At 69.6% G+C, this 23,139-nt stretch carries 23 protein-coding genes; 7 read left to right on the forward strand and 16 right to left on the reverse strand.

Annotation, left to right across the window (positions count from 1 at the left end; genetic code table 11):
* Positions 1-10: 10 nt before the first annotated feature.
* From C8N38_RS06655 to C8N38_RS06675, 5 genes are all read right to left on the reverse strand, one after another.
* Complete coding sequence (locus C8N38_RS06655; RefSeq protein WP_108025153.1) at positions 11-913, reverse strand: LysR family transcriptional regulator; 903 nt, start codon at positions 911-913, stop codon at positions 11-13.
* A 138-nt stretch (positions 914-1,051) separates the two neighbouring features.
* Positions 1,052-3,076 (reverse strand): NADPH-dependent 2,4-dienoyl-CoA reductase, encoded by a 2,025-nt coding sequence (locus C8N38_RS06660; protein ID WP_108025155.1) that lies wholly within the window; start codon positions 3,074-3,076, stop codon positions 1,052-1,054.
* 483 nt (positions 3,077-3,559) lie between these two features.
* A complete protein-coding gene (locus C8N38_RS06665; RefSeq protein WP_245895570.1) occupies positions 3,560-3,979 on the reverse strand; it encodes a hypothetical protein in 420 nt (139 codons plus the stop codon).
* Positions 3,976-4,746, reverse strand: a complete 771-nt coding sequence (locus C8N38_RS06670) for a DUF6478 family protein (RefSeq protein WP_146176234.1) — start codon at positions 4,744-4,746, stop codon at positions 3,976-3,978. Before C8N38_RS06670 ends, C8N38_RS06665 begins: the two co-directional genes overlap by 4 nt.
* A gap of 105 nt (positions 4,747-4,851) precedes the next feature.
* Entirely contained in the window at positions 4,852-5,523 is a 672-nt protein-coding gene (locus C8N38_RS06675) for a hypothetical protein (protein WP_108025159.1), read from the reverse strand.
* Positions 5,524-5,634: 111 nt separating this feature from the next.
* On the opposite strand from C8N38_RS06675, the gene C8N38_RS06680 reads away from it, so the two are divergent.
* From C8N38_RS06680 to C8N38_RS06695, 4 genes are all read left to right on the forward strand, one after another.
* Complete coding sequence (locus C8N38_RS06680; RefSeq protein WP_108025161.1) at positions 5,635-6,519, forward strand: CPBP family intramembrane glutamic endopeptidase; 885 nt, start codon at positions 5,635-5,637, stop codon at positions 6,517-6,519.
* Between the two features lie 92 nt (positions 6,520-6,611).
* Complete coding sequence (locus C8N38_RS06685) at positions 6,612-7,487, forward strand: CPBP family intramembrane glutamic endopeptidase (protein WP_108025163.1); 876 nt, start codon at positions 6,612-6,614, stop codon at positions 7,485-7,487.
* Between the two features lie 83 nt (positions 7,488-7,570).
* A complete protein-coding gene (accD, locus tag C8N38_RS06690) occupies positions 7,571-8,572 on the forward strand; it encodes an acetyl-CoA carboxylase, carboxyltransferase subunit beta (RefSeq protein ID WP_108025165.1) in 1,002 nt (333 codons plus the stop codon).
* Between the two features lie 32 nt (positions 8,573-8,604).
* On the forward strand, positions 8,605-9,843 hold the full coding sequence (locus C8N38_RS06695; protein WP_425440026.1) for a bifunctional folylpolyglutamate synthase/dihydrofolate synthase: 1,239 nt from the start codon (positions 8,605-8,607) through the stop codon (positions 9,841-9,843).
* 40 nt (positions 9,844-9,883) lie between these two features.
* Here the strand turns inward: C8N38_RS06695 and zapE are convergent, their stop codons facing one another.
* From zapE to mbfA, 7 genes are all read right to left on the reverse strand, one after another.
* A complete protein-coding gene (gene zapE / locus C8N38_RS06700; protein WP_108025169.1) occupies positions 9,884-10,963 on the reverse strand; it encodes a cell division protein ZapE in 1,080 nt (359 codons plus the stop codon).
* A gap of 50 nt (positions 10,964-11,013) precedes the next feature.
* The gene (locus C8N38_RS06705; RefSeq protein ID WP_108025925.1) at positions 11,014-11,931 is read right to left on the reverse strand and encodes an alpha/beta fold hydrolase; all 918 of its coding nucleotides are present in this window, start codon (positions 11,929-11,931) and stop codon (positions 11,014-11,016) included.
* On the reverse strand, positions 11,928-12,842 hold the full coding sequence (locus tag C8N38_RS06710; protein ID WP_108025171.1) for an ornithine cyclodeaminase family protein: 915 nt from the start codon (positions 12,840-12,842) through the stop codon (positions 11,928-11,930). The genes C8N38_RS06705 and C8N38_RS06710 overlap by 4 nt, the downstream gene beginning before the upstream one ends.
* Positions 12,835-13,461, reverse strand: a complete 627-nt coding sequence (locus C8N38_RS06715) for an HAD family hydrolase (RefSeq protein ID WP_108025173.1) — start codon at positions 13,459-13,461, stop codon at positions 12,835-12,837. Before C8N38_RS06715 ends, C8N38_RS06710 begins: the two co-directional genes overlap by 8 nt.
* Before the next feature lie 99 nt (positions 13,462-13,560).
* Positions 13,561-14,010 carry a YaiI/YqxD family protein gene (locus C8N38_RS06720; RefSeq protein WP_108025174.1) on the reverse strand — a complete coding sequence of 150 codons (450 nt, stop codon included), beginning with the start codon at positions 14,008-14,010 and terminating at the stop codon, positions 13,561-13,563.
* 16 nt (positions 14,011-14,026) lie between these two features.
* Positions 14,027-14,857, reverse strand: a complete 831-nt coding sequence (gene fghA / locus C8N38_RS06725; protein WP_108025176.1) for an S-formylglutathione hydrolase — start codon at positions 14,855-14,857, stop codon at positions 14,027-14,029.
* A gap of 164 nt (positions 14,858-15,021) precedes the next feature.
* Positions 15,022-15,999 (reverse strand): iron exporter MbfA, encoded by a 978-nt coding sequence (gene mbfA / locus C8N38_RS06730; protein WP_108025178.1) that lies wholly within the window; start codon positions 15,997-15,999, stop codon positions 15,022-15,024.
* Between the two features lie 160 nt (positions 16,000-16,159).
* Here mbfA and C8N38_RS06735 point away from each other — a divergent pair, with 160 nt between their 5' ends.
* Positions 16,160-16,786, forward strand: a complete 627-nt coding sequence (locus tag C8N38_RS06735; RefSeq protein ID WP_108025180.1) for a TetR/AcrR family transcriptional regulator — start codon at positions 16,160-16,162, stop codon at positions 16,784-16,786.
* Between the two features lie 18 nt (positions 16,787-16,804).
* On the opposite strand, the gene C8N38_RS06740 is transcribed toward C8N38_RS06735, so the two are convergent.
* Complete coding sequence (locus C8N38_RS06740; protein WP_108025182.1) at positions 16,805-17,527, reverse strand: NYN domain-containing protein; 723 nt, start codon at positions 17,525-17,527, stop codon at positions 16,805-16,807.
* Between the two features lie 125 nt (positions 17,528-17,652).
* On the reverse strand, positions 17,653-18,099 hold the full coding sequence (locus tag C8N38_RS06745) for a c-type cytochrome (RefSeq protein ID WP_108025184.1): 447 nt from the start codon (positions 18,097-18,099) through the stop codon (positions 17,653-17,655).
* A 153-nt stretch (positions 18,100-18,252) separates the two neighbouring features.
* Between C8N38_RS06745 and C8N38_RS06750 the strand changes: the two genes are divergently transcribed.
* Together C8N38_RS06750 and C8N38_RS06755 are read left to right on the forward strand one after the other, a co-directional pair.
* The gene (locus C8N38_RS06750) at positions 18,253-20,133 is read left to right on the forward strand and encodes a Y-family DNA polymerase (protein WP_245895572.1); all 1,881 of its coding nucleotides are present in this window, start codon (positions 18,253-18,255) and stop codon (positions 20,131-20,133) included.
* Between the two features lie 397 nt (positions 20,134-20,530).
* Complete coding sequence (locus C8N38_RS06755) at positions 20,531-20,875, forward strand: DUF2794 domain-containing protein (protein WP_108025927.1); 345 nt, start codon at positions 20,531-20,533, stop codon at positions 20,873-20,875.
* A gap of 19 nt (positions 20,876-20,894) precedes the next feature.
* Here the strand turns inward: C8N38_RS06755 and C8N38_RS06760 are convergent, their stop codons facing one another.
* On the reverse strand, positions 20,895-21,740 hold the full coding sequence (locus C8N38_RS06760; protein ID WP_108025186.1) for a C40 family peptidase: 846 nt from the start codon (positions 21,738-21,740) through the stop codon (positions 20,895-20,897).
* On the reverse strand, positions 21,737-23,119 hold the full coding sequence (locus C8N38_RS06765; protein WP_108025188.1) for a leucyl aminopeptidase family protein: 1,383 nt from the start codon (positions 23,117-23,119) through the stop codon (positions 21,737-21,739). Before C8N38_RS06765 ends, C8N38_RS06760 begins: the two co-directional genes overlap by 4 nt.
* Positions 23,120-23,139: the final 20 nt, after the last annotated feature.

Here is a 23,139-nt window from a genome sequence, read left to right on the forward strand (position 1 = left end):
GCGGCCGCGCTCAGATCATGATGTCGTCGCCGTCGAAATGGGTGATGAGGAAGTCGATGAAGGCCCGCACCTTGGGCTGGGTGAACCGCCCCGGCGGATAGACCGCATAGATGCCCAGCCGTTCCATCGGCAGGCCCGGGATCGCCTCTTCGACCAGCCCCTTTTCCTTCGCCTCCTTGAACAGGAAGCTCGGCAGGTAGGCGATGCCAAGCCCGGCGATCGCGGCGTTCAGCAGCGACTGCCCGTCATTCACCGTCAGCCAGCCCGCGGTGCGCACCTGCCGCTTTTCGCCCGAGGGCGCGGTGATCTTCCAGACATTGCCGCTGGCCTGGTTGGAATAATGCAGAAGCTTGTGTTCGTTCAGGTCGTCGATCTTCTGCGGGCGCCCGAATTTCTGGAAATAGGCGGGCGAGCCGATCATCCGCTTGGTGGTGTCGGCCAGCTTGCGCGCCCGCAAGGTGCTGTCTTCCAGTTCGCCCACCCGGATCGCCATGTCGAAGCCTTCCGAGATCAGTTCGACGAAGCGGTTGTTCAGCACCATGTTGATGGTGATGTCGGGATATTGCTGCAGGAACTCGCCCAGAAGCGGCGACAGGTGATTGACCCCGAAATCGGTCGCGACCGAGATCCGCAAGAGCCCCGAGGGCGCCGACTGCATCGCCGTGACTAGTGCATCGGCCTCGCCCGCATCGTTCAGCACCCGCCGTGCGCGGTCGTAATAGGCCAGACCGATCTCGGTTGGGCTGACGCGCCGCGTCGTGCGGTTCAGAAGCCGCGCGCCCAGCCGCGCCTCAAGCGACGAGACGTGCTTGGACACGGCCGATTTCGAAATGCCCATCTTCCTGGCGGCATCGGTGAAGCCGCCTTGATCCACGACGGTGGCAAACGCCTCCATCTCGGTCAGTCTGTCCATAGGTTCTTCCTTGCTCGCATGCCCATCTTACCACCGTTTCGCAAGATGCCGCCGGAATCGGGCAGGAATTGGGAAGGCCCCAGACAATACTTTGGTAACGGGACGGATCGTCGTCCCATCGGAAACAGGCGCCCGGGGTCAGAACGTGGCCGCCAGCCGCGCGCCCTGGTCGATGGCGCGCTTGGCATCGAGCTCGGCCGCCACATCCGCCCCGCCGATCAGGTGATAGGCGATGCCCGCCGCTTCCAGCTCTGCCGCCAGCCTTCGCTCGGGCTCCTGCCCGGCGCATAGCACCACCGTATCGGCCGCGATCAGGCGCCGCTCGCGCCGCTCGGGGCCAAGGCTGATCTCGATCCCCTCGGGGGTGATGCGGTCGTAACTGACGCCCGACAGCATGGTCACGCCCTTCATCTGCAGCGCGGCGCGGTGAATCCAGCCTGTGGTCTTGCCCAACCGCTTGCCGGGCTTTTCGGCCTTTCGCTGCAACAGCGTCACCGCGCGGCGCGGCGGCTCGGGCCGGGGACCCTCGGGCGCCAGCCCGCCACGATGGGTCGCGGGATCGGCCACCCCCCATTCGGCACGCCAGAGCGCGGGATCGCAGGTCGGGCTGTCGCCGGTGACCAGATATTCGGCGACATCGAAGCCGATACCGCCCGCCCCAACCACCGCGACGCGCGGCCCTGCCTCGGCCCGGCCCGCCAGCAGATCGACATAAGAGATCACATGCGGCAGGTCCTGGCCCGCGATGCCCGGATCGCGCGGCTGGACGCCGGTCGCCAGCACCACCGCATCATAGGACAGAAGATCCTCGACCCCGGCCTCCACCCCCAGCTTCAGCGCGATGCCCTCCCGCGCGACCATGGTGGCGAACCAGTCGACCAGCCCGTCGAACTCTTCCTTGCCGGGAATGCGCCGCGCCATGTTGAGCTGCCCGCCCAGCGCCCCGGCCTTGTCGAACAGCGTCACCGCATGGCCGCGCCCGGCCGCGACCAGCGCCGCCGACAGGCCCGCAGGCCCGGCCCCCACGACCGCGATCCGGCGCGGGGTGGCGGCCGTCTCGTAACGCAGTTCCGTTTCGAAACAGGCGCGCGGGTTGACGAGGCAGGTCGAGATCTTGCCGCTGAAGGTATGGTCCAGACAGGCCTGATTGCAGGCGATGCAGGGCGCGATTTCACGCGCCCGGCCCGACCGCGCCTTGGCGACGAAATCGGGATCGGCCAGGAAGGGCCGCGCCATCGAGACCATGTCGGCCGCGCCCCCGGCCAGCAGCCCCTCGGCGATCTCGGGCGTGTTGATCCGGTTCGAGGTCACGACCGGGATACCGACCTTGCCCATCAGCTTTTGCGTGACCCAGGCAAAGCCCGCCCGCGGCACCGAGGTCGCGATGGTCGGCACCCGCGCCTCGTGCCAGCCGATGCCGGTATTGAGGATCGTGGCGCCCGCCGCCTCGACCCGCTGCGCGAGCTCGACCACCTCATCGAAACTGGACCCGTCGGGCACCAGGTCGATCATCGACAGCCGGTAGATCAGGATGAAGTCGGGACCCACCGCGGCCCGGACCCGGGCCACGACCTCCAGCGGCAGGCGCATCCGGTTCTCGTAGCTGCCGCCCCAGCCATCCTCGCGGCGATTGGTGTGGCGCACCAGGAACTGGTTCAGGAAATAGCCTTCGGACCCCATCACCTCGACCCCGTCATAGCCCGCCTCGCGGGCACGGGCCGCGGCGGTGGCGATATCGGCGATCTGTTTCTCGATCCCCGCCTCGTCCAGCGCCTTCGGCGGAAAGGGCGAGATCGGAGACTTGACCGCGCTGGGCGCCACGCAATCGGGGCTGTAGGCATAGCGGCCCGCATGCAGGATCTGCATCGCGATCCGCCCGCCCTCGGCATGGACGCGGTCCGTCACCCGGCGGTGATTGACGATGTCCTCGGGCGAATAAAGCCCGGCCGCGCCCGGAAACACACCGCCCTCGGGGTTGGGTGCCATGCCGCCGGTCACGATCAGTCCGACGCCGCCCCGCGCCCGCAGCCCGTAGAATTCGGCCACCCGTTCCCAGTCGCCGCGCTCTTCCAGACCGGTATGCATCGACCCCATCAGCACCCGGTTCGGCAGGCGTGCAAAGCCAAGATCGAGCGGCGCAAGAAGATGCGGATAATCGGTCATGTCGTCGGTCCTCCCCCGGCACAGACTGTCGCGCCGCCACGCCGCTGTCACCGGGGACCCGACGTCAGGCTCCCGCCAACGGGACGCGGACTCGCTCAGCATACGCGTGCAAGGCGGCTCTGCCAGCCCGGCGTTCCGATGGGGATCTATTCGCCAGGCCATGCCGGTGAAGAACGCCGGCGTTCGACGCCCCGAAGGGACGGCAGGCGACCCCGGATTGCCTTTGAGGCAGCACGGAAATGACCGGGCCGCCCGCTCCGGCCGGAGGCACCCGTCCGTCGCAACCGGCCTAACCCCTGTCTCCAAACGGCGCCGCAGGCCCGGCTGGCGGGCGGCCTTCCTCAAACGGCCCGGGCTGCCGTTGGGCTTTGCTTCGGCGGGATGAGGCACCGGAACGAAACTCCGTCCCGGCGAAGCTCGAAACTACGTCCCACCCAGCGCAAGCGCGCAGGTCCCGGCGGCCGGACCGGCCCCGGTGCCGCGTCAGGACCCGGACCGGTGCGAAACGCGCGGAAAGAGCGGGATCTCGCGGCAATGGTCGCGGAAGGCGCGCTTGAGCAGATCGAGTTCGGCCCGCATCTGGTCAAGCTCGGCGCGCACGTCCCGTTCCAAGACCGCCCCCGCAAGGATCGAGACATGCGCCAGCGTGGCGCCGGTGTTGCAGTCGCGAATCAGCACGTTCTGCACACCGTCCGACAAGAGATCGGCGGGGATCGGCACCGACAGCCGATGCCGCCCCGGGCGGTCGGGGTCGGCACAGGCGGTAACGCCCGGCAACGCCCGGTCGCCATGCAGGGCCTCGATCCCGGGCGGCGGCGCCCCGGTCGGCAGGTCCAGTACAGCCTCCCACAGGCCCGCCTGCAGCCGTTCCCCGCTGAGCCGGGGCAGATTCGCGGGCCTCACGCCTCGGCCCTCGGACGGCGGCTGAGGACGAGATCGGACAGCAGGATGCGGTTCATTCCGGGGCCGTCGAAGATCAGGTCCATCCACATCCTTTCGGCGCGGCGGTCGTTGAGATCGCTGGCGGCAAGGTCGAAATCGAGCGCGATCCGGGGGTCGCGCGGCGGCAGCGCGCGCACGACCTGGGTCAGGTTCGGCCCGTGGCGGATGTTGAGCCGGGCGAAGGTGTCGACCGGCGCCTCGGTCTCGAGCACGGCCTCGAGCCGGATCAGATGGCGTCGTCGCAACCCCTCGACCGCCCGCAGCGGCAGGTCGAACACCACCGACAGGAACCCGCCGTCAAAGCCGAAAACCTCCAGCGACAGGCCATAGGGCGCACTGTCCTTGGGGCCGGTATTGGCGATCTGGCGCAAGGCGATGTCGGCCCGGTTGGCGTCGTGAAACAGCGTCACCCGCGGCCCCAGACGGGTGCCGTTGCCGACCCCGGTCAGCCCGCGCGGTTCGACCGGACCCGAGAAGGGCGCCGGGCGAAACCCCCAGTCGGACCCCAGCGGCAGGCGCGGCGCCCCGGCCCGGGCATGAAGCGCCGCCAGCCGCGCATCGGCGGTGTGGATCACCCGGTCGAGACGGTGGCGCAGGCGCCAGGCACGGCCGCGCAGGGCGGCGAGATCGGGCGCGTCAAGGTGGTCGGCGGCGTCGCCGGCCCGGCTCCAGGCGGCCAGGGCGGGACGGAACAGAAGACGGTCGGTCAGCGAGTCGCGTTTGGGCAAGGTCGGCATCGGTCACGTTGGGGTTCGGGTCGCCGCCAATTTAGGCGCGCGCAGGATGCCGGAAGGTTAACGCTGGGGAAGAAATGGACCGGGCCGCGGCGCGGCCTACGGACTGGCGGTCAACGCCGGATCGGGAAGGGCTTCGGTTGCGGCCAGACTGCGCCGGGCGAGATCGCGCAGCAGGCTCCGCGCCGCCGGATCGCTCAGCGGATGCGCGACAAAGCCCGTTGCCGCTGCGGTGACGATCCGCCCGTTGGCCTCGAAGATCGCGCGCCAGGCATCGGGCCGCAACCCTTCGGCCAGCCCCGGGCCGCGGTCGATGGACTTGACCAGGAAAAGCCCCTCTTCGGTCTCTGTGTCCAGCACCTCGACATCGTCCGGTTCGCCGCTGCGCGCGAGCGCCGCACGGCCCAGATCGGACTGGAAATAACGGCGCAGCACAAGGGCGCGGTCCTCGGGGCTGCCGCCCGGCCCCGGACTGGCCGCGACCGACACGGTCAGGATCGCGTCCTCGGCGGGCACGGGGGCGCCGGGGGCCCGCACCAGTGCCGCGCAACTGGCCAGCAAAACGAAGGCCCCGTCCTCGCCGTCCTGGCTGGCGCCTTCGTCGACGCAGAACCCGTAGGGCGCGACGACCGCCACGCGGTCCCCGGCCACGGTGACCCGCTGCACCCCGTCCCCTCCGGGCACGCAGCCGCCCAGCGCCAGAAGCACCGCAGCCGTCAGCGCAATGGCACGGCGCGGCGGGCGGGGCGGGGCGGGGCTTTGGCGGCGCATCGGGTCCTCGGTCGTTGGCTCGGGCCCGGCATAGAGACGGGGCGGCGATGAGACAAGCCATTGAAGCCCGGCGCCCGCCCGGTCTAGGGTCGCGGCCGAAAGGGCCGCCCGATGCGCTACGACCCGCATGAAACGCTTGTCTCGACCGCCCGCGCCCGGCCGGAGCTTTGGCGGACCGGCGCCGGGCTGGCCGTTGTCGCGGCGGTCCAGATCGGCCTTGTCTATTGCGTCTATGGCGCGGTCGCGGCGCTGCGCGGCCCCGGCATCGCCGAGGCAGCGTTCCGGGGCGTCTTCGTCACCTCTCAGACCGCGACCGACACGCTCTGGCTGCTGACCTCGTTTCTGTGCCTGATCTGCGGCGTGGGCGTTGCGGCGCAACTTCTGCAGGGCCGGAGCCTCGGCGACCTGACCGGCGCGCCCGGTCCGGCGATCCGCCAGTTCGCCCGGGCGCTGCGCGCGCTGGCGTTGCTGTATCTGCTGATCTGGGTCGCGCTGCCCTCGGGGTCCGAGCCGGTCCCGCACCGCTCCATGGGCGCCTGGTTGATGCTGCTGCCGCTGGCCCTGCCCGCGCTGCTGATCCAGACCTTCGCCGAAGAGCTGCTGTTCCGCGGCTATCTGCAACAGCAGCTGGCCGCACGGTTCAAAAGCCCCGTGCTCTGGATCGGCCTGCCCGCGCTGATGTTCGCGGCGGCCCATTACAGCCCCGAGGCGGCGGGCGCCAATGCCCTGCTCGCCGCGCTCTGGGCTGCGGCCTTTTCGGTCGCGGCCTCGGATCTGACCGCGCGCACCGGCAACCTGGGCGCGGCGGTCGCGCTTCATTTCGTCAACAACGCCATGGCGATCCTGATCGTTGCCCTGCCCGGCCCGGTCTCTGGGCTTGCGCTTTACACCTATGGCTTCGGCGCCGACGACCCCGCGCTCCTGCCGCTGGTGGCGGTCGACTTCGCCGTGCTGGGCGTCTCCTGGCTGGCGGCAAGGGTGGCGCTGCGGGTCTGAGTTGAAGCCCGCGGCCCCCCGCACTAGCTTGCGCCTCAGACGCGAAGGTCCGCGTCGCGCCATCCGACGCAACAAGATACAAGAAGAGAGCGATGCGTTCCCCCCTGTTCGAGGCCTATATCGAGCCCGCCCGGCTCTATCCCGAGTTCTGGCGCCTGATCGTCGGCGTGCTGGTGATCCTGCTGGTCTATGTCGGCGTGTTCTCGACCATGCTGGTCGCGGCCTATCCGGTGCTCGGGCCGCTGAACTATTTCGGCTGGATCATGGGGCTCTCGGCCCCCGCGACCCCGACCCAGACCCTGTTCGTGCTGGCAAGCTTTCTCGGTATGGGGCTTGGGGTGCTGATCGCGACACCCGCGCTGCATTACCGCGAACCCGGCTCGCTGTTCGGACCGCTTCGCGACTGGGCACGGGGCTTTTTCGGCGCACTCAAGGTGCTGATCCCGGCCTATACGGCACTCTTTGCGCTGTCCTGGGCGACGATCCCGCTCGAGGCCAATCTGTACCCGGCGACCTGGGTCCGGGTGCTGCCGCTGGCTCTGGTGCTGGTCCTGATCCAGACCGGGTCCGAGGAACTGCTGTTTCGCGGCTATCTTCAACAGCAACTGGCAGCGCGCTTTGCCTGGCGCGCGGTCTGGATGGGGCTGCCCGCGCTGATCTTTGCCGCGCTCCATTACAACCCGGCGGCGGGGATGAACAACGTGATGGTGCTGGTCGGTATCCTCGCCTTCGCGCTGGCCGCCGCCGATCTCACAGAACGATCGGGCAGTCTCGGCACCGCCATGGGCTGGCACTTCGTCAACAATGTCAGCTCGCTTCTCTTCACCTCGGTCAAGGGCACTATCACCGGGCTGGCGCTGTTCGTGACCCCGTTCGACGTGACCGATACCTCGAGCGCACCGCTTGCCATGGCCATCGACCTGATCGCGATCCTCCTGCTCTGGCGTCTTCTGCGCGCGCTGATCTGACCGGGGGGGGGCCGGGGCGCGGCGCGATTGCAATTCCGGCGTTCGCGGCTTATCTCACGGCCCATTCGTGCGAGAGGCCCCCGATGAACTGGATCAACAACTACGTCCGGCCCAAGATCAATTCGCTGTTCTCGCGGCGCGAGATGCCCGAGAACCTGTGGTCGAAATGCGATGCCTGCGGGACGATGCTGTTCCACCGGGAAGTGTCGGATAACCTGAACGTCTGCACCTCCTGCGGCCATCACATGGCGATCCTGCCGCGGGACCGCTTCATCACGCTGTTCGACGGCGGCATCTTCACCGAGGTAGAGGTGCCGGTGCCGGTTGCCGACCCGCTGCAGTTCCGCGACCAGAAGCGCTATCCCGACCGCATGCGCACCGCCCAGAGGACCACGGGCGAGAAAGAGGCGATGCTGGTCGCCGAGGGCGAGATCGGCCGCACGCCGGTCGTTGCGGCCGCGCAGGATTTCAGCTTCATGGCCGGGTCGATGGGCATGTATGTCGGCAACGCCATCGTCGCGGGCGCCGAGCGTGCCGTGGCACTGGGACGGCCCTTCATCCTGTTCTCGGCCGCGGGCGGCGCGCGGATGCAGGAGGGCATCCTCAGCCTGATGCAGATGCCGCGCACGACCGTCGCGGTACAGATGCTCAAAGAGGCCGGCCTGCCCTATATCGTGGTGCTGACGCATCCCACGACTGGCGGGGTGACCGCCTCCTACGCGATGCTGGGCGACGTGCAGATCGCCGAGCCCGGGGCGCTGATCTGCTTCGCCGGGCCGCGGGTGATCGAACAGACGATCCGCGAGAAGCTGCCCGAGGGCTTCCAGCGCGCCGAGTACCTGCTGGACCACGGCATGCTCGACCGGGTGACGCCGCGCGGCAAGCTGCGCGAGGAACTGATCACCATCATCCGCATGCTGATGGGGCTGCCGCCCGCGGTGATCGCCGACCTGCCACCGCCGGCAAGCTTCTCGCACGGGCCGGCGCGCGGCGACGACGAGGGGTCCGAAACCCCGCCCGACCCGCCGCGTGCCCTGCCCGCCCAGCCTGATGCCGAACCTCCGGCCGGAGGCGCAAAGGCGTGAGCACGGCCTCCAGCGACATCCTTCTCGACCGGATGATGGCGCTCCACCCCAAGGTGATCGATCTGGTGCTGGACCGGGTCTGGCGGCTTCTGGCGGCGCTCGATCATCCCGAAAGGCGGCTTGCCCCGGTCATCCATGTGGCCGGGACCAACGGCAAGGGCTCGACCGTGGCGATGATCCGCGCCGGGCTCGAGGCCGCGGGCGCCCGGGTGCAGGCCTATACCTCGCCGCATCTGGCGCGGTTTCACGAACGGGTCCGGATGACGGACGGGCCGATCGCCGAAGCCGCCCTTGCCGCCGTGCTCGATGAGTGCGAGCGCGCCAATGCGGGCCTGCCGATCACCTATTTCGAGATCACCACCTGCGCCGCCTTCCTGGCCTTCGCGCGCGAGCCGGCCGATTATTGCCTGCTTGAAGTGGGCCTCGGCGGGCGGCTTGACGCGACCAACGTGATCGAGGCCCCGCGCCTGACGGTGATCGCGCCGGTCTCGATCGACCATCAGCAGTATCTGGGCGAGACCCTGGCCGAGATCGCGGCCGAGAAGGCCGGGATCCTCAAGCGCGGCGTGCCCTGCGTGGTCGGTCCGCAAGACGAGGCGGCCATGGAGGTGATCGAGGCCCGTGCAGCCCGGCTTGGCGCACCGCTGATCGCCCATGGCCAGCACTGGCATGTCTGGGAGGAACGCGGGCGGCTGATCTTCCAGGACGAACGCGGGTTGCTGGACCTGCCGATGCCGCGCCTGATCGGGGCGCATCAGGTCGTGAATGCCGGGGCGGCACTGGCAGCGCTGCGGGCGCTCGGCCAGAACGAGGCCGCCTGCGAGGCCGCGATGACCCGCGCCGAGTGGCCCGCCCGGCTGCAACGGCTGCGCCAGGGCCCGCTGGTCGAGGCCGCAGGCGGGGCCGAGCTGTGGCTCGACGGCGGCCACAACCCGGCCGCCGGGATTGCGCTGGCCGAGGCCGTCACACGGCTTTCGTCAAAACCGCTGCACCTCGTCTGCGGGATGCTGAACACCAAGGATGTGGCGGGTTTCCTGAAACCGCTCGCGGCTGTCGCGGCCAGCCTGACGGCCGTGTCGATCCCGGGCGAAACCGCGACCCTGCCCGCCGAGGCGACCAGGGCGGCGGCAGAAGCGGCCGGCTTGCGGGCTGAAACCGCCGGGGACGTGGCCGAAGCGGTGGCCCGGATCGCCGCCGCCACGCCTGAAGCGCGCATCCTGATCTGCGGCTCGCTCTATCTCGCGGGCCGGGTCCTGCGCGAGAACGGCTGACCCCGACCCCGAATTTTCGCAGAAAATTCGCGCCCCGCCCTCAGCCGCGCGCCCAGTCCGCGCCTTGCATCTCGCGCAGACGGCTGGCCGTCCGCTCGAATTCGAAGGTCCCCTCGCCTTCAAGATAAAGCATCTCTGGCTCCGCCGCCGCCGAGGCGATCAACCGCACCTTTCCCTCGTAAAGCGCATCGATCAGCGTCACGAAGCGCCGCGCCTCGTTATAGTTCTCCGACGACAGCCGCGGGATGTCCTCGAGGATCAGCACCCGCACCGCCTGCGCCATTGCCAGGTAATCGGCCGGCCCCAGAGGCTTGGCGCAAAGATCCCAGAACGTCGCCCGCGCCACCCCGTTGTGGAAGAACGGCAGTTCCACCTGCCGTCCCTGCACCCGCAGCACCAGCGGCCCGCCCTCGCCATGGGTGAAATGCTCCCAGATCGCCGCCATCCGGGCCCGGGCCGCCCGGTCCGAGGGCGTGAAATAGACCTCTTCCCCGGTCAGCCGGTTCTGCCGGTAATCCGTCGCCGACCCGAGTTCCATGACCTCCAGCCGCTCTTCCAGCATCCGGATGAAGGGCAGGAAGCGCTCGCGCTGAAGGCCGTCCTTGTAAAGATCCCCGGGCACCCGGTTCGAGGTCGTCACCACCGTCACCCCGGCCGCGAACAGAAGCTCGAAGAGCCGCCCCACGATCATCGCATCGGTGATGTCGACGATCTGCATCTCGTCGAAGCAAAGCAGTTTCAGACCGTCGGCAATTCCGGCCGCGACCGGCCTCAGCGCGTCGTCGGCGCCCGTCGCCCGGGCCGCGTGCAGCCCCCGATGCACCTCCTGCATGAAGGCGTGGAAATGGACCCGGCGCTTGCCCTCGATGGCGACCGCGCCGAAGAACAGGTCCATCAGCATCGACTTGCCGCGCCCGACCCCGCCCCAGAGATAGAGCCCGCGCACCGGATCGGGTGGCGGGGCCTTGCGGAAGAACCCGCCCCGCGGCGCGGGCGGCGGGTTCTCTAGCGCCTCCCGGATCCGGTCCAGCGGCGCCAGCGCGGCGATCTGGGCCGGATCGGGGCGCAGATGCCCCTCGGCCGCGCGCGCGTCGTACAGGTCTTTCAGTGTCTCGCTCATGGGCCGGATCTAGAGTGCCACGGTGCGGAAGAAAAGCGGAACGCGCGGCCTTATGACCCGGCAGGCGGGATCGCCGCCACGATCTCGGAGACATGGGTCACCGGCAGGGCATGGCTGGCCTCTGGCAGAAGCAGGTGCCCGGCCGCGGGGTTCAGCACGGCCAGCCGGTCGCGGGCCTGCGCCGAAATCGCCTCGTCGCGCCCGGCCCAGATCGCCAGGACCGGCACACCCGCCTCTGCCAGGGCGCGATGCTCGGCCGCCAGATCCCTCGCCAGCACGTGCCGCAGGCTTGACAGCACCGCTGGCAGAAAGCCGCGAAACCGGGTCTCGGCGATCTGCGCCGCGATCAGCCCGGCGGGCAGACCGCGCGCGCGGCCGACGCGCTGCGTCATCCGCCGCAAGACGCCCACGCCGATCACCGCCATGACCCAGTCGCCCAGCCCGGGAAGCCGCGCGACCAGATCCGCGAGGCCGGGCGGCGTCTGGCCCAACCCGGCCGGAGCCAGCAGAACCAGCCGCCGCACCCGGGCCGGATGGTCCGCCGCAAAGGCCGTCAGGATCGCGCCGCCCATCGAATAGCCGACCAGAGTCAGCTCGCCACCCAGTCGTTGACTGTCCAGAACCGCCTCGAGCTGGCGCAGGAAGAAGGCCCGGTCTTGCCGCCCGCGCGGCCGATCGGAATAGCCGCGCCCGTAAAGGTCGTAGCGCAGCACCCGGTAGCCCCGCCCGGCCAGCCCAGCCGCCACTCCGTCGAGGATGTAGCTGCCAGTGGTCAGCCCGTGCAGCACCACCGCCACCGGTCCTTCGGGCGGCCCTTGCCAGATCAGATGGGTCCGCCCACCGGGCAGGTCAGCAATCTGCCCCGGCGCGCCCGCACGGGCGCGCGCGTCCATCGGGCGGCGCAGGGCCTCGGACAGCGGCCAGGCCGCCGCCACCAGAAGACCCGCCACAAGCCCCACCCGGATCATGCCGCCCGCCACGCGTCGAGGATGTAGCGGCTGGTCATCAGGTCCAGATGCGCGCCGCCGCCATTCTTGAACAGCGTGATCTCGTCATCGCTGTCGCGCCGGAAACGTCCGCCGCCCAGATCGTAATAGTCGGCCACCACATCGCCCGGCCCGATCGCGCCTGTAGCGATCGGCGTTTTCAGTTCGCCGATATGGGTCAGCACCGTCTCGCGGCTGTCGAGAAAGATCCGCGCCCGCTGCAGAGCCCGGTCGTCGGCCTCGCGCATGTCGGGCCGGTAAGCGCCGATCAGGTCGACATGCTGGCCCGGCCGCAGCCATTCGCCCCGGATCAGGGGCTCGGTCGCCATGGTCGCCGAGGTCACGATATCTGCCTCCTGCACCGCCGCCTCCAGATCGGTCGCAACGGCGGCGCCCAGCGGTTCGGCCAGACGCCGGGCGCTGGCCTCGGTGCGGCTCCAGACCGTGAAGCGCGCTTCGGGAAAGGCGCTTCGATAGGCCTCGACCAGCGACCGGGCGACATTTCCCGCGCCCACCACCAGAATATTGCGGCTGTCGGGTCGTGCCAGCCGGGTCGCGGCGAACAGGCTGTCGCCCGCCGTCTTCCACTTGGTCACCAGATGGAAATCGACGATGGCCTCGAGCGTGCCGTCGGTGTCGGCGTAAAGACAGACCCCGCCATTGACCACCGGTTTGCCCCTCGCTCCGTTGCCCGGAAACACCGTCGCCGACTTTACCGCCAGCCCCAGCCCGTCGATCCAGGCCGCCCGGTTCAAAAGCGTGTCCTCGCCGCGATAAAGAAAGCTGTCGGCGATCTCGGCGCGCGGCAAGGCATGGCCGCGCGCAAAGGCCTCGCAAAGCCCCGACCAGGACAGCGCACGCTCGCCCTCCTCGAACCCGATGATCTCAGCCATGACCGACCGCGCCCGGTGCCAGCACGCCTTCGGCAACCAGCCGCGCGGCCCAGCCCCCGGCGCCCTCGAAAAGATGGGTCTGCCAGCCCCGCGCGGCGGCGGCGGCGATGTTCTCGCGCTTGTCGTCGGTAAAGATCAGCCGCTCGGGCGCGATGCCGCTGTCGGTTTCGAGGATCTCGTAGATCCGGGGGCCGGGCTTCATCGCCCGCAGCCGGGCCGAGACATAGGCCCGGTCGAAAAGATCGAAGAACGGATAGGCGGCGCGGGCGATGTCATAGGTCGCATCGCCGAAATTGGTCAGCGCGAAGACCGGAACACCCGTGGCCTTGACCGCCTTCAGCACGGCGACCGTGTCCGGAAAGGCGGGGCTTGCCATGTCGAGCCAACTATCGCGCCACATCCGGATCTCGGCGGCCCATCCGGGATGGCGCGCGGCCAGCGCCTCGACCGCGTCCGACAGAGGGTCGCCGCCATCGACGCCCTCGTTCATGCCGTGCAGGTCGACCTCGGCAAACAGCCGGCGGCGGCGGTCCTCGCCAAGACAGCGGTCATAGAAGGCTTCGGGCTGCCAGTCGATCAGCACACGGCCGATGTCGAAAACGACGGCGTCTATGGGCATCGGATCTCCTGCGGGTTGGAACCTCGCGCGCAGGCTAGTCCGCGGACGCGGATTCTTGAAGGCCCCGGCTCGCCCGCCGTAAGGCGCCCGACCGCGACGTCACCCGCGCGCGCAGGCGCTAAGCTCCCGGTCCAGCGCATCGAGAAAACGCGACCGGTCGGCCTTGCCGAAACTCTTGCCGCCGCCTTGCCGGAACGGGTCGGCGGCGCGCAGATCGGCCATCAGGTCGCGGGTCGCCAGCTTCTGGCCGATATTGGCGGGCGTAAAGCCCTCGCCGGTATGGCTCAGCACCCGGGCCCCGGCGGCGACCGCCTTCGCGGCCAGCGGGATGTCGGCGGTCACGACCACATCGCCCGGCCCGGCATGGTCCGCGATCCACTTGTCGGCCTCGTCCGGGCCTTCGGGCACATAGACCATGCGCACCAGCGGGTGATCGACGGGCCGGATCCCGCCATTGGCGACGTAGACCAGGTCCGCCCGGTGGCGTTCGGCCACCCGCAGCGCCTCGGCCTTCACCGGGCAGGCATCGGCGTCGACATAGACGGTCATGCCTGCCCCCCGCGCCTCACCGGTACAGCGCCTCGGCATGGAAGGCGACATGGTCCTCCATGAAGGTCGAGATGAAGAAATAGCTGTGATCGTAGCCCTTCTGCATCCGGAAAATGCCCGGATGCCGGGTCTCGGTCATGGCCGCCGCCAGTGCCTCGGGCATCAGCGCATCGAGAAACTGATCGCCGGTGCCCTGATCGATCAGCATCGGCCCGGCAAAGCCATTGGCCCGCAGGGACAGGCAGGCATCGTGGCGGGTCCAGTCGACATTACCCTCGCCCAGATAGGCATGGATCGGCTTCTTGGCCCAGTCGGACTGGCTGGGATGCGTGATCGGCGCAAAGGCCGAGACGGCGGCATAGCGCTCGGGGTAAGCCATCGCGAGGGTCAGCGCGCCATGCCCGCCCATCGAATGGCCGCAGATCGACTGGCGCTCTTCGTCGATGGCGAAATTCGCGGTCAGCAGGCGGGGCAGTTCCTCGGCGATATAGTCCCACATCCGGTAATTCTTCGACCACGGGTCTTGGGTCGCGTTGACGTAAAAGCCCGCGCCGGTCCCGAGATTGTACATCGGATCGTCGGCGATGCCCTCGCCACGCGGCGAGGTATCGGGAAAGACCAGCGCGATACCCTGTTCGGCCGCCCATTGCTGGGCACCGGCCTTGGTCATGGCATTCTCATGGGTGCAGGTCAGCCCCGACAGATACCACAACACCGGCACCGGACCGTCCTTGGCCTCTTCCGGCAGGAAGAGCCCAAAGGTCATGTCGCAGCCGCAGACATCCGAGGCATGACGGTAGACGCCCTGCATCCCGTCGAAACACCTGTTCTCCGAAACCGTTTCCATCCGGCAAACTCCCTCCTCGCCCGCTTGCCTCAGGGCTAGCGCGGGATCGCGGACAGGGCAAGCGCGCAACCGGCCGACGGGCCGGTAACCGCGCGCATCGCGGGCAACCGGGCCCGACTTTTCGCAGAAAAGTCGCGACCCGCCCGGCCCGGGTCTTTCCGGACTCAACCCGACCCGATCAGCACCCCGGCGGCAAAGACCAGCGCCCCGCCCAGCACCACCTGGAAGGCCGCGCGAAAGAACGGCGTGTCCATGTACTTCTTCTGGATCCAGGCAATCGCCCAAAGCTCGCAGAACACCACCGCCATGGCGATGCCGGTCGCGGTCCAGAAATGCGGGATCAGATAAGGCAAAGCATGGCCAAGCCCGCCAACCGCCGTCATCACCCCCGAGGCGATCCCCCGCTTCAGCGGCGAGCCGCGGCCCGAGATCGCCCCGTCATCCGACGCCGCTTCGGTGAAGCCCATCGAGATCCCGGCGCCCACCGAGGCCGCCAGCCCGACCAGAAAGGTCGTGCCGGTATCCTGGGTGGCGAAAGCGGTGGCGAAGATCGGCGCAAGCGTCGAGACCGATCCGTCCATCAGCCCGGCCAGCCCCGGCTGCACCCAAGTCAGCACGAACTGACGATGCGCGGTGCGGCTTTCCTTCTCGGCCGCGGCCGCATCGACATGGGTCGCGATCAGCCGGTCGGCCACCGTCTCGTGCCCTGCCTCCGCTGCCGCCAGATCGCCCAAGAGCTTGCGCGTCGCCGCATCCGTCGCCCGCCCGGCCGCGCGCAGGTAGAAATCATGGGCGTCGCGCTCCATCATCTCGGCCTCTTCGCGAATCCGCTCGATGCCGAGATTGCTCATCAGCCAGACCGGCCGCCGCGCGTAATAGCCCGCGACATGCTCGCGCCGCAGCAAGGGAATCACCTCGCCGAACCGCGCGCGGTGGGTCTCGATCAGGCGCCGCCGGTGACCGTCCTCCTCGCGCGCCATCGCCTCGAAGACCTGTGCCGAATCCGGATAATCGGCGCGCAGCTGTTCAGCATAGCTGCGATAGATGCGGGCGTCGTCCTCTTCGGACGAAATCGCAAGCGCCAGGATTTCCTGCTCGTTCAGGTCGGAAAACCGGCGGCGCTGGGAAAGACCGGGAATCATCGTCAATGGACTCCAGTTTAAAACGATTCTAAATTAGTCCGCTCTGCCCCTCCCTGCAAGGGACGCGCTGCCGCAGGCCGGGCGGCCCGTTGCCACAGGCTTGCCTTGCGGAAACTGAACCGCCCGGTCTAGGATGTCGGCGATGCCGCAGGACTCCCCCATGACCGCGAAACCGGACCGGATCCGCAAGGGACGCAAGTTCGACCAGGTGCTCGAAGGGGCGCGCGAGATCTTCCTGCGCGACGGGTTCGAGCGCGCCTCGGTCGATGCCATCGCCCGGGCGGCCGGCGTCTCGAAAGCCACGCTTTACAACTACTTCCCCGACAAGCGGCTGCTGTTTTCCGAGGTGCTGCGGCGCGAATGCGATCGCCAGGCCGGGGCCGCGCTGCACGAGATCGACATGGCCGCGCCCGCCGAGACGGTGCTGAAAAGTGCGGCGCGCCACATCGTTTCGGCGTTGCTGTCCGAGTTCAACCAGGCGGTGTTCCGGATCTGCGTGGCGGAATCCGACCGCTTCCCCGATCTCGGCGCCGCCTTCTACCAGTCCGGCCCGATGCGGCTGCGCAGCGAAATCGCGGCCTTCCTGCGCGAGGCGACCCGGCGCGGTGAACTGTCTGTCGAGGACGAGACCCTCGCCGCCGACCAGTTCGCAGAGCTTTGCAAGGCCGATCTTTACACGCGCCGGGTGTTCCGGCTGGACAACGGCTTTGCCGAGGACGAGATCCGCCGGGTGATCGACGGCGCGGTGGCGGTCTTCCTCGCGCGCTACGGCGCCAATCGGACCTGACCCCCGACGCGGCCCGGCTCAGTCGAGCCGGCGCACCAGAAGCTGATTGCCCACCCGCTTGGTCTCGAACCGTTTGAGATCGCGCACCAGATCGGAAAGCTTGCGCTTGCCATAGCTTCGGGTGTCGAAATCGGGGCTGTCGGCGGTGATGAACTGGCCGATCTGGCCCAGCGTGAACCACTCGTCTTCCTGGTTGATCTTGTCCATCGCCCGGATGATGAGTTCGGACACCTCGTGGACCGGCCGCTTGCCCTCGGCCGCGGGTTGCGCCCGGTCGCGCACCGTGCCCTGTGCGGGCTCCTCGACGATGTTCTCGACCAGCACGAAGCGGTTGCAGACATTGCGCAGCGAGACCGGCGTCTTGGCCTCGCCGATCCCGATCACGTCCAGCCCCTCTTCGCGGATGCGGCTGGCCAGACGGGTGAAATCGCTGTCAGAGGACACCAGCACGAACCCGTCGAACCGGCCCGAATGCAGGATGTCCATGGCGTCGATCACCAGCCCGATATCCGAGGCGTTCTTGCCCTTGGTATTGGCGGTCTCCTGATGCGCCACCATGCCCAGCGCCAGAACCTTCTCGGCCCAGGGCTTCAGCCGGTCCGAGGACCAGTCGCCATAGACCCGGCGCAGGGCCGGTTCGCCGAAGCTGGTGATCTCTTTCAGGATCGGTTCGGCATGGCGGGCGGGGATGTTGTCGGCGTCGATCAGGACGGCCAGAAGCGGCGGCTTTGTCTCGGGCATGGGTATTTCATGATTTCTTCTGCCGGGCGGGACGGGGTGCCACCCGGATCGTCATATAGCCCGGCCCACGCCCGCGGGAAAGCCGGGGCCGGCGCGGCGGCGCGTTCCGGCCCCGACCCTGCCGGTCATTTCTTGACGCGATAGTCGTCGTGGCAGGATTTGCAGGTCTTGCCGATGTCGCCGACAGACCCCCGCAGCGCATCCAGGGAGGCCATGTCGGCCTCGCTGGCCGCAGCCTTCAGCGCCTCGGATTTTTCGGTGAAGTCCGCAAAATCGGTCCAGATCGCGGGCTTCGCTTCCGATTCCGGATCGTCGGCCGGGGTCTCGAAGAGACCGGGCACCTTGGCCGCGGTCTCGGCGATCGTCGCCGCCGCGGCCGTGGCGGCCCCGGAGTCGAAGGCGGCATCGCCCTTGGCCATGTCGGCGATGGTCTTCATGCTTTTTCCGATGGTTTCCATCGCTTCCTGCCGGGCCTTCACGGTCGGGTCGGTGGCATCGGCCGCATGGGCCAGCGTGGCCGCCGCAGCGGCCAGCGCGAAGATCGTCACTTTGGTCATGCGCCTTGTGGTCATTCGGATCCTCCTGATTGACGCCCCCAGCCTATGCCGGAATTGCGACAGCTGCGGGTCACATCGCCGTGGGGTCGGCGGCAGGGGGCAGGCGGGGCCGACTCGACTCGGCGCAGAGGGGGGTGCTAGATTGGATCAAAACGAGAACATTCTGCCATGCCCGCCCGCCGAATCCTGTCGCTGTGGTTTCCACGGCTTGCCGCAGACCGCGCGTTGCGCGACCGCCGGGGCCTGCCGCCCGGGCCCTTCGCCGTGCTGGCCGACCGCCGGGGCGCGCAAGTCATCGTCTCGCTCTGCGCCGAGGCCGAGGCGGCCGGACTGCGGATCGGCCAGCCGCTGCGCGACGCGATGGCGATCTGCCCGCAGCTGGCGACCCGGCCCGCCGACCCCGCCGGCGAGGCCGCCTTCCTGACCGGGTTGCGGCGCTGGGCCGGCCGGTTTTCGCCCTGGGTCGCCGAAGACCCGCCCGACGGGCTGCGGCTCGACATCACCGGCTGCGCCCATCTCTTCGGCGGCGAGCCCGGCCTGATCGCCGCGGTCGAGACCGATTGCACGGCGCTGGGGCTGAGCGTGCGCCCGGGCATCGCAGACACGCTGGGCGCGGCCTGGGCGCTGGCCCGCTTTGCCGGGACCGAGGCGCAGCCGCACCGGACCGGCGACGCCATCGCGCAGGAAGCCCGCGCCACCCGGTCGCGCGCGGCCCGGCGCGCAGGTCAAAGGGTGGGCCAAAAGAACGTCCAGACCGCCGCCCGGGTGGAAAGACTGGCGCAGGGACCAGCCGACGGACGGACCGAAGAACGGGCGGCAGAGCGCCTGCCGATCGCGGCCCCCGGCCAGACCCGCGCCGCGCTGGCGCCGCTGCCGATGGCCGCGCTGCGGCTCGACGAGACCATAATCGAGGCGCTGGCCCGGCTCGGGCTGCGGCGGGTCGGCGACATTCTCGGCATGCCGCGCGCGCCGCTCGCCCGCCGCTTCGGGCGCGGGCTTGTCGACCGGCTCGATCAGGCGCTGGGCGCGGCCCCCGAACCGGTCTCGCCCGCCCGGCCCGCACCGCATCTCGCGGTGCGGCTGTCCCTGCCCGAACCGATCGGGCTCGAGGCGGACCTGCTGGCCGCCATCGACCGGCTGCTGCCCGCGCTCGGGGCCCGGCTCGAGGCCGCGGGGCTGGGCGCGCGGCGGCTGCGGCTGCAGGCCTTCCGCACCGATCACGGCATCCGGACGGTCGAGGTCGGGCTGGCCCGCGCAACTGCCGCGCCCGACCGGATGCGGCCGCTGCTGGCGCTGAAACTCGGCGGGATCGAGAACGGCATCGAAGGCGGGCATGACGACGGAAGCGGAATCGACCGGCTGCGGCTCGACGCCATCGAAACCGAACCCTTGCACCCGCATTCCGGCCGGTTCGACATCCCGGCCCGCACCGGGGCCGGTTCGGGCGACGGCCCAGGCGGTGGATCGGACGACGGCTCGGGCGACAGATCGGGCGACAGATCGGGCGACGATCCGGGCCGGGACACCGCGGAGCGCGCCGACCGATACAGGGATGCGACCAAGAACGCGGGCAAAGACAGGGCCGGGCCGCCCGAACCGGCGGCGGCCGATCCCGGGATGGCGGATCTGATCGGGCGGCTTGGCGCCCGGATCGGGCTCGAGGCGGTGACCCGGCTGGCCCCGGCCGAAAGCCACATTCCCGAAAAGGGCTTTCAGTTGCTCGCCGCCGCCTGGTCCGACCCGGCCGGCCCCTGGCCCCGGCCCGACCGGCCGCGGCCGCTTCTGCTTTTTGCGCCGGAACCGGTGGCGGCCGCCGAGCACCCGGAACCGCCCGACCGGTTCCGCTGGCGCCAGCGCGCCTTTGCCGCCCGCGCGGCGATGGGTCCCGAACGGCTCCTGCCGGAATGGTGGCTGGACGATCCGGCCTGGCGGTCGGGACCGCGGGATTACTGGCGCGTCGACACCGATGCGCAGACCCGGCTCTGGCTGTACTACGCGCATGGGGCAGAGATGTCGGCGGGCTGGTTCTGCCAGGGCCGGTTCGGCTGACAGCAAGCCCGCCCATCACCCTGCGTCGCGCCCCGGAGCGGGACAAAAATTCTCGCAGAGAATTTTTCGGCCGCCGCTCCGCCGCCGGGCCTCGGGAAAACGTCCTTGGCCCAAGCCACCACCCGGCCCGCACGGACACCAAGAAACGGCCAGCCAGGGGCCAAAATTCTTGGAAAGAATTTTGCCTTGGCCGGCCAGGAGTGGGAGGTCGTCACCCGGCGCCGCAGCTTGGGTGGGGGCTGTTTCACCGCGGCACCGGGTCCAGCGTATCGCTATGCCCCCTTATGCCTCCGATTCCGGGCCTCCACAGGAAGCCCTGATGCCGAAGCACAGGTATTTTCAGGGCAAAACCCGGGCGGCCCTTGATTTGCCCGCGACAGGGCGGCACCTTCGTCACATGAGCGTCATCCCCCCCACGCCGTTCCCGGCCGAACGCCCCGCCGAACAGGTCGCCTTCGACCGGACCGAGCTGGGGGTCATCCTCACCCTCTATGGCCGGATGGTCGCTGCGGGCGAATGGCGCGACTACGGGATCTCCTGCCTCCGCGACGCGGCGATCTTCTCGATCTTCCGCCGCACTGCCGAACACCCGCTCTACCGCATCGAGAAACGTCCCCGCCTGCGTGGCCGGCAGGGGCTTTACTCGGTGATCGGCATGGACGGGCAGATCCTCAAGCGCGGCCACGAGCTGCCGACCGTGCTGCGGGTGCTGGAACGCAAGCTGATCCGGCCGGTCGAGTAGCCGCCGATCCGGCCCGCGCCTAGGCGCGCCGATGCGCGGTCGGACGGCCCTCGCCCTGCGCCTCGATCCGGGCAACCGCATCGGCGATCCGCTCGTAGGCGACCGACATCGTGTGCCCGTTGGCATGGATCATCACCTCCGGATCGACCGCCAGCGCGACATGGCCGCGCCAGAACAGAAGATCCCCGCGCTCGACCGGGCTGCCCTCGGGCAGGGCCTCGCCCAGCCCCCGCTCCTGCTGATCGCTGTCGCCCGGGCAGGCCCGCCCGGAGGCCAGCCAGGCCATCTGCACCAGCCCCGAACAGTCGATCCCCCAGACCGAATTGCCGCCCCAGAGATAGGGCACCCCGAAAAACAGCTGCGCGACGGTCACCGGGTCGCGGAACGGCACGTTCAGCGGCCGCAGATGCGGCTTGGGCACGAACCAGCCTTGCGCGGTCTCGAAGAACCCACCCTCGGCCGAGACCACCCGGACTTCGGTGCCGAAGGACAGGCCCATCACCTCGGGCCGCTTGAGGTCGGGCGCGGAATAGGCGTGGCTCGCAGGCACCGCTACCCGGTGGGTGGGCGCGGGGACATCGGCGGCCAGCGCCTGGGCCGCGACATAGCCCACGAACCCGTCGCGCGCAGCCCAGCCGAACCCGAACCCGTCATGCATGTCGAGCAGCTCGAACGCCTCGCCCAGCACCAGCTGGCGTTCGCGCGGCCCACCCGGCGCGCGCAACAGATCCGTCAGCGGCCGGGTCACCCGAAACTGCACCGGATCGGCATAGCGGGGCGCCTCGACCAGCCCCTTCAGCCGGGTCGCCGCCACCCGGTCGTTCGCGGGCGTCTCGCGCCGGTCGCGGGGGACGGCGCCGGTCACAGCCCCAGCACCTCGGGCAGCGCGGCGAGGATCGTCCGCGCCCCCTGCCCGACCCCGCCCTTGGGACGGGCCGGGGCGTCGGAGGGTTGCCAGCCGTAGATGTCGAAATGGGTGTAGCGCGCCTCGCCGACGAAACGGCGCAGGAACAGCGCCGCGGTGATCGACCCGGCGAACCCGCCCTTCGGCGCATTGTCGAGATCGGCGATGCCGGGCTCGATCATCGCCTCGTAGGGCGCGTGGAACGGCATCCTCCAGACCGGATCGGCCATCGCCGCTCCGGCCCCGGAAAGCGCCGCGGCCACAGCCTCGTCATCGGTGTAGAAGGGCGCGATGTCGGGGCCGACCGCGACCCGCGCGGCGCCCGTCAGCGTCGCCATCGAGATCAGGCAGTCGGTCTCTTCCTCGGCGGCATGGGCCAGCGCATCGGCCAGCACCAGCCGCCCCTCGGCATCGGTATTGTTGATCTCGACTGTCAGCCCGTTGCGCGCGGTCAGGATGTCCTGCGGCCGCATGGCATTACCGGCGATGCTGTTCTCGACCGCCGGGATCAGCACCCGCAACCGCAGCGGCAGCTTCAGCGTCATGATCATCGAGGCCAGCCCCAGCACCGTGGCCGCGCCGCCCATGTCCTTCTTCATCAGGCCCATCGAGCTGGAGGGCTTGATGTCAAGCCCGCCGGTGTCGAAGCAGACGCCCTTGCCGACCAGCGTCAGCCGAGGTCCGGCCTCGCCCCAGCGCAGTTCCAGCAGGCGCGGGGCCTCGGCGGCGGCCCGCCCCACCGCATGGATCATCGGAAAGTTCTGCGCCAGAAGCTCGTCTCCGCGGATCACGTTGGCCTCGGCCGCATGGCGCGCGGCAAGGCCGATCACCGCCTCTTCCAGCGCCTCGGGGCCCATGTCCGAAGCCGGGGTGTTGATCAGGTCGCGGGTCAGCACCTCGCCCGCCGCCATCGCCTCGATCCGGGCGACATCGACGCCCTCGGGCGCCTTGAAGCTGGCGCGTTGCGCGGCCTGAGGGCGGTAGCGGTCGAACCGGTAGGCCGACAGCAGAAGCCCCAGCGCCTCGGACTCAAGGTCCGCGCCCGCAAGCGCGGTATCCAGATGCCAGACGCCTTCGGGCAGGCGCGCCGCGACCGAGGCCAGATGGAATCGCCCGCGCGCCCGGGCCGGCGCCGCGCCAAGCCCGGCCACGGCCCCCGCGACGGCGCCATCCGGGCCGGGCAGAAGCTGCAGCTCGCCCAGACCGGCGGCAAAGCCGGTCGCCTCGAGCCAGGCGGCCTCGGTCGGCGGCCGGCTTGCGCGCCAGGCGGCAAGATCCGCCTCCTGGACAACGAAAAGCGGGCGCGACGGCGCGGCGGAATCGGCAAAACGCGGGAACATGGGACAGTCCTTCGGGGAGG

The organism is Rhodovulum kholense (assembly GCF_003053725.1).
GTDB lineage: Bacteria > Pseudomonadota > Alphaproteobacteria > Rhodobacterales > Rhodobacteraceae > Rhodovulum > Rhodovulum kholense.

Coding starts and splice junctions, on each gene's coding strand:
- C8N38_RS06655 (WP_108025153.1), bottom strand. CDS start 913: ATGGACAGACTGACCGAGATGGAGGCGTTTGCCACCGTCGTGGATCAA.
- C8N38_RS06660 (WP_108025155.1), bottom strand. CDS start 3,076: ATGACCGATTATCCGCATCTTCTTGCGCCGCTCGATCTTGGCTTTGCA.
- C8N38_RS06675 (WP_108025159.1), bottom strand. CDS start 5,523: ATGCGCCGCCAAAGCCCCGCCCCGCCCCGCCCGCCGCGCCGTGCCATT.
- C8N38_RS06680 (WP_108025161.1), top strand. CDS start 5,635: ATGCGCTACGACCCGCATGAAACGCTTGTCTCGACCGCCCGCGCCCGG.
- C8N38_RS06685 (WP_108025163.1), top strand. CDS start 6,612: ATGCGTTCCCCCCTGTTCGAGGCCTATATCGAGCCCGCCCGGCTCTAT.
- accD (WP_108025165.1), top strand. CDS start 7,571: ATGAACTGGATCAACAACTACGTCCGGCCCAAGATCAATTCGCTGTTC.
- C8N38_RS06695 (WP_425440026.1), top strand. CDS start 8,605: ATGATGGCGCTCCACCCCAAGGTGATCGATCTGGTGCTGGACCGGGTC.
- zapE (WP_108025169.1), bottom strand. CDS start 10,963: ATGAGCGAGACACTGAAAGACCTGTACGACGCGCGCGCGGCCGAGGGG.
- C8N38_RS06705 (WP_108025925.1), bottom strand. CDS start 11,931: ATGATCCGGGTGGGGCTTGTGGCGGGTCTTCTGGTGGCGGCGGCCTGG.
- C8N38_RS06710 (WP_108025171.1), bottom strand. CDS start 12,842: ATGGCTGAGATCATCGGGTTCGAGGAGGGCGAGCGTGCGCTGTCCTGG.
- C8N38_RS06715 (WP_108025173.1), bottom strand. CDS start 13,461: ATGCCCATAGACGCCGTCGTTTTCGACATCGGCCGTGTGCTGATCGAC.
- C8N38_RS06720 (WP_108025174.1), bottom strand. CDS start 14,010: ATGACCGTCTATGTCGACGCCGATGCCTGCCCGGTGAAGGCCGAGGCG.
- fghA (WP_108025176.1), bottom strand. CDS start 14,857: ATGGAAACGGTTTCGGAGAACAGGTGTTTCGACGGGATGCAGGGCGTC.
- mbfA (WP_108025178.1), bottom strand. CDS start 15,999: ATGATTCCCGGTCTTTCCCAGCGCCGCCGGTTTTCCGACCTGAACGAG.
- C8N38_RS06735 (WP_108025180.1), top strand. CDS start 16,160: ATGACCGCGAAACCGGACCGGATCCGCAAGGGACGCAAGTTCGACCAG.
- C8N38_RS06740 (WP_108025182.1), bottom strand. CDS start 17,527: ATGCCCGAGACAAAGCCGCCGCTTCTGGCCGTCCTGATCGACGCCGAC.
- C8N38_RS06745 (WP_108025184.1), bottom strand. CDS start 18,099: ATGACCACAAGGCGCATGACCAAAGTGACGATCTTCGCGCTGGCCGCT.
- C8N38_RS06750 (WP_245895572.1), top strand. CDS start 18,253: ATGCCCGCCCGCCGAATCCTGTCGCTGTGGTTTCCACGGCTTGCCGCA.
- C8N38_RS06755 (WP_108025927.1), top strand. CDS start 20,531: ATGAGCGTCATCCCCCCCACGCCGTTCCCGGCCGAACGCCCCGCCGAA.
- C8N38_RS06765 (WP_108025188.1), bottom strand. CDS start 23,119: ATGTTCCCGCGTTTTGCCGATTCCGCCGCGCCGTCGCGCCCGCTTTTC.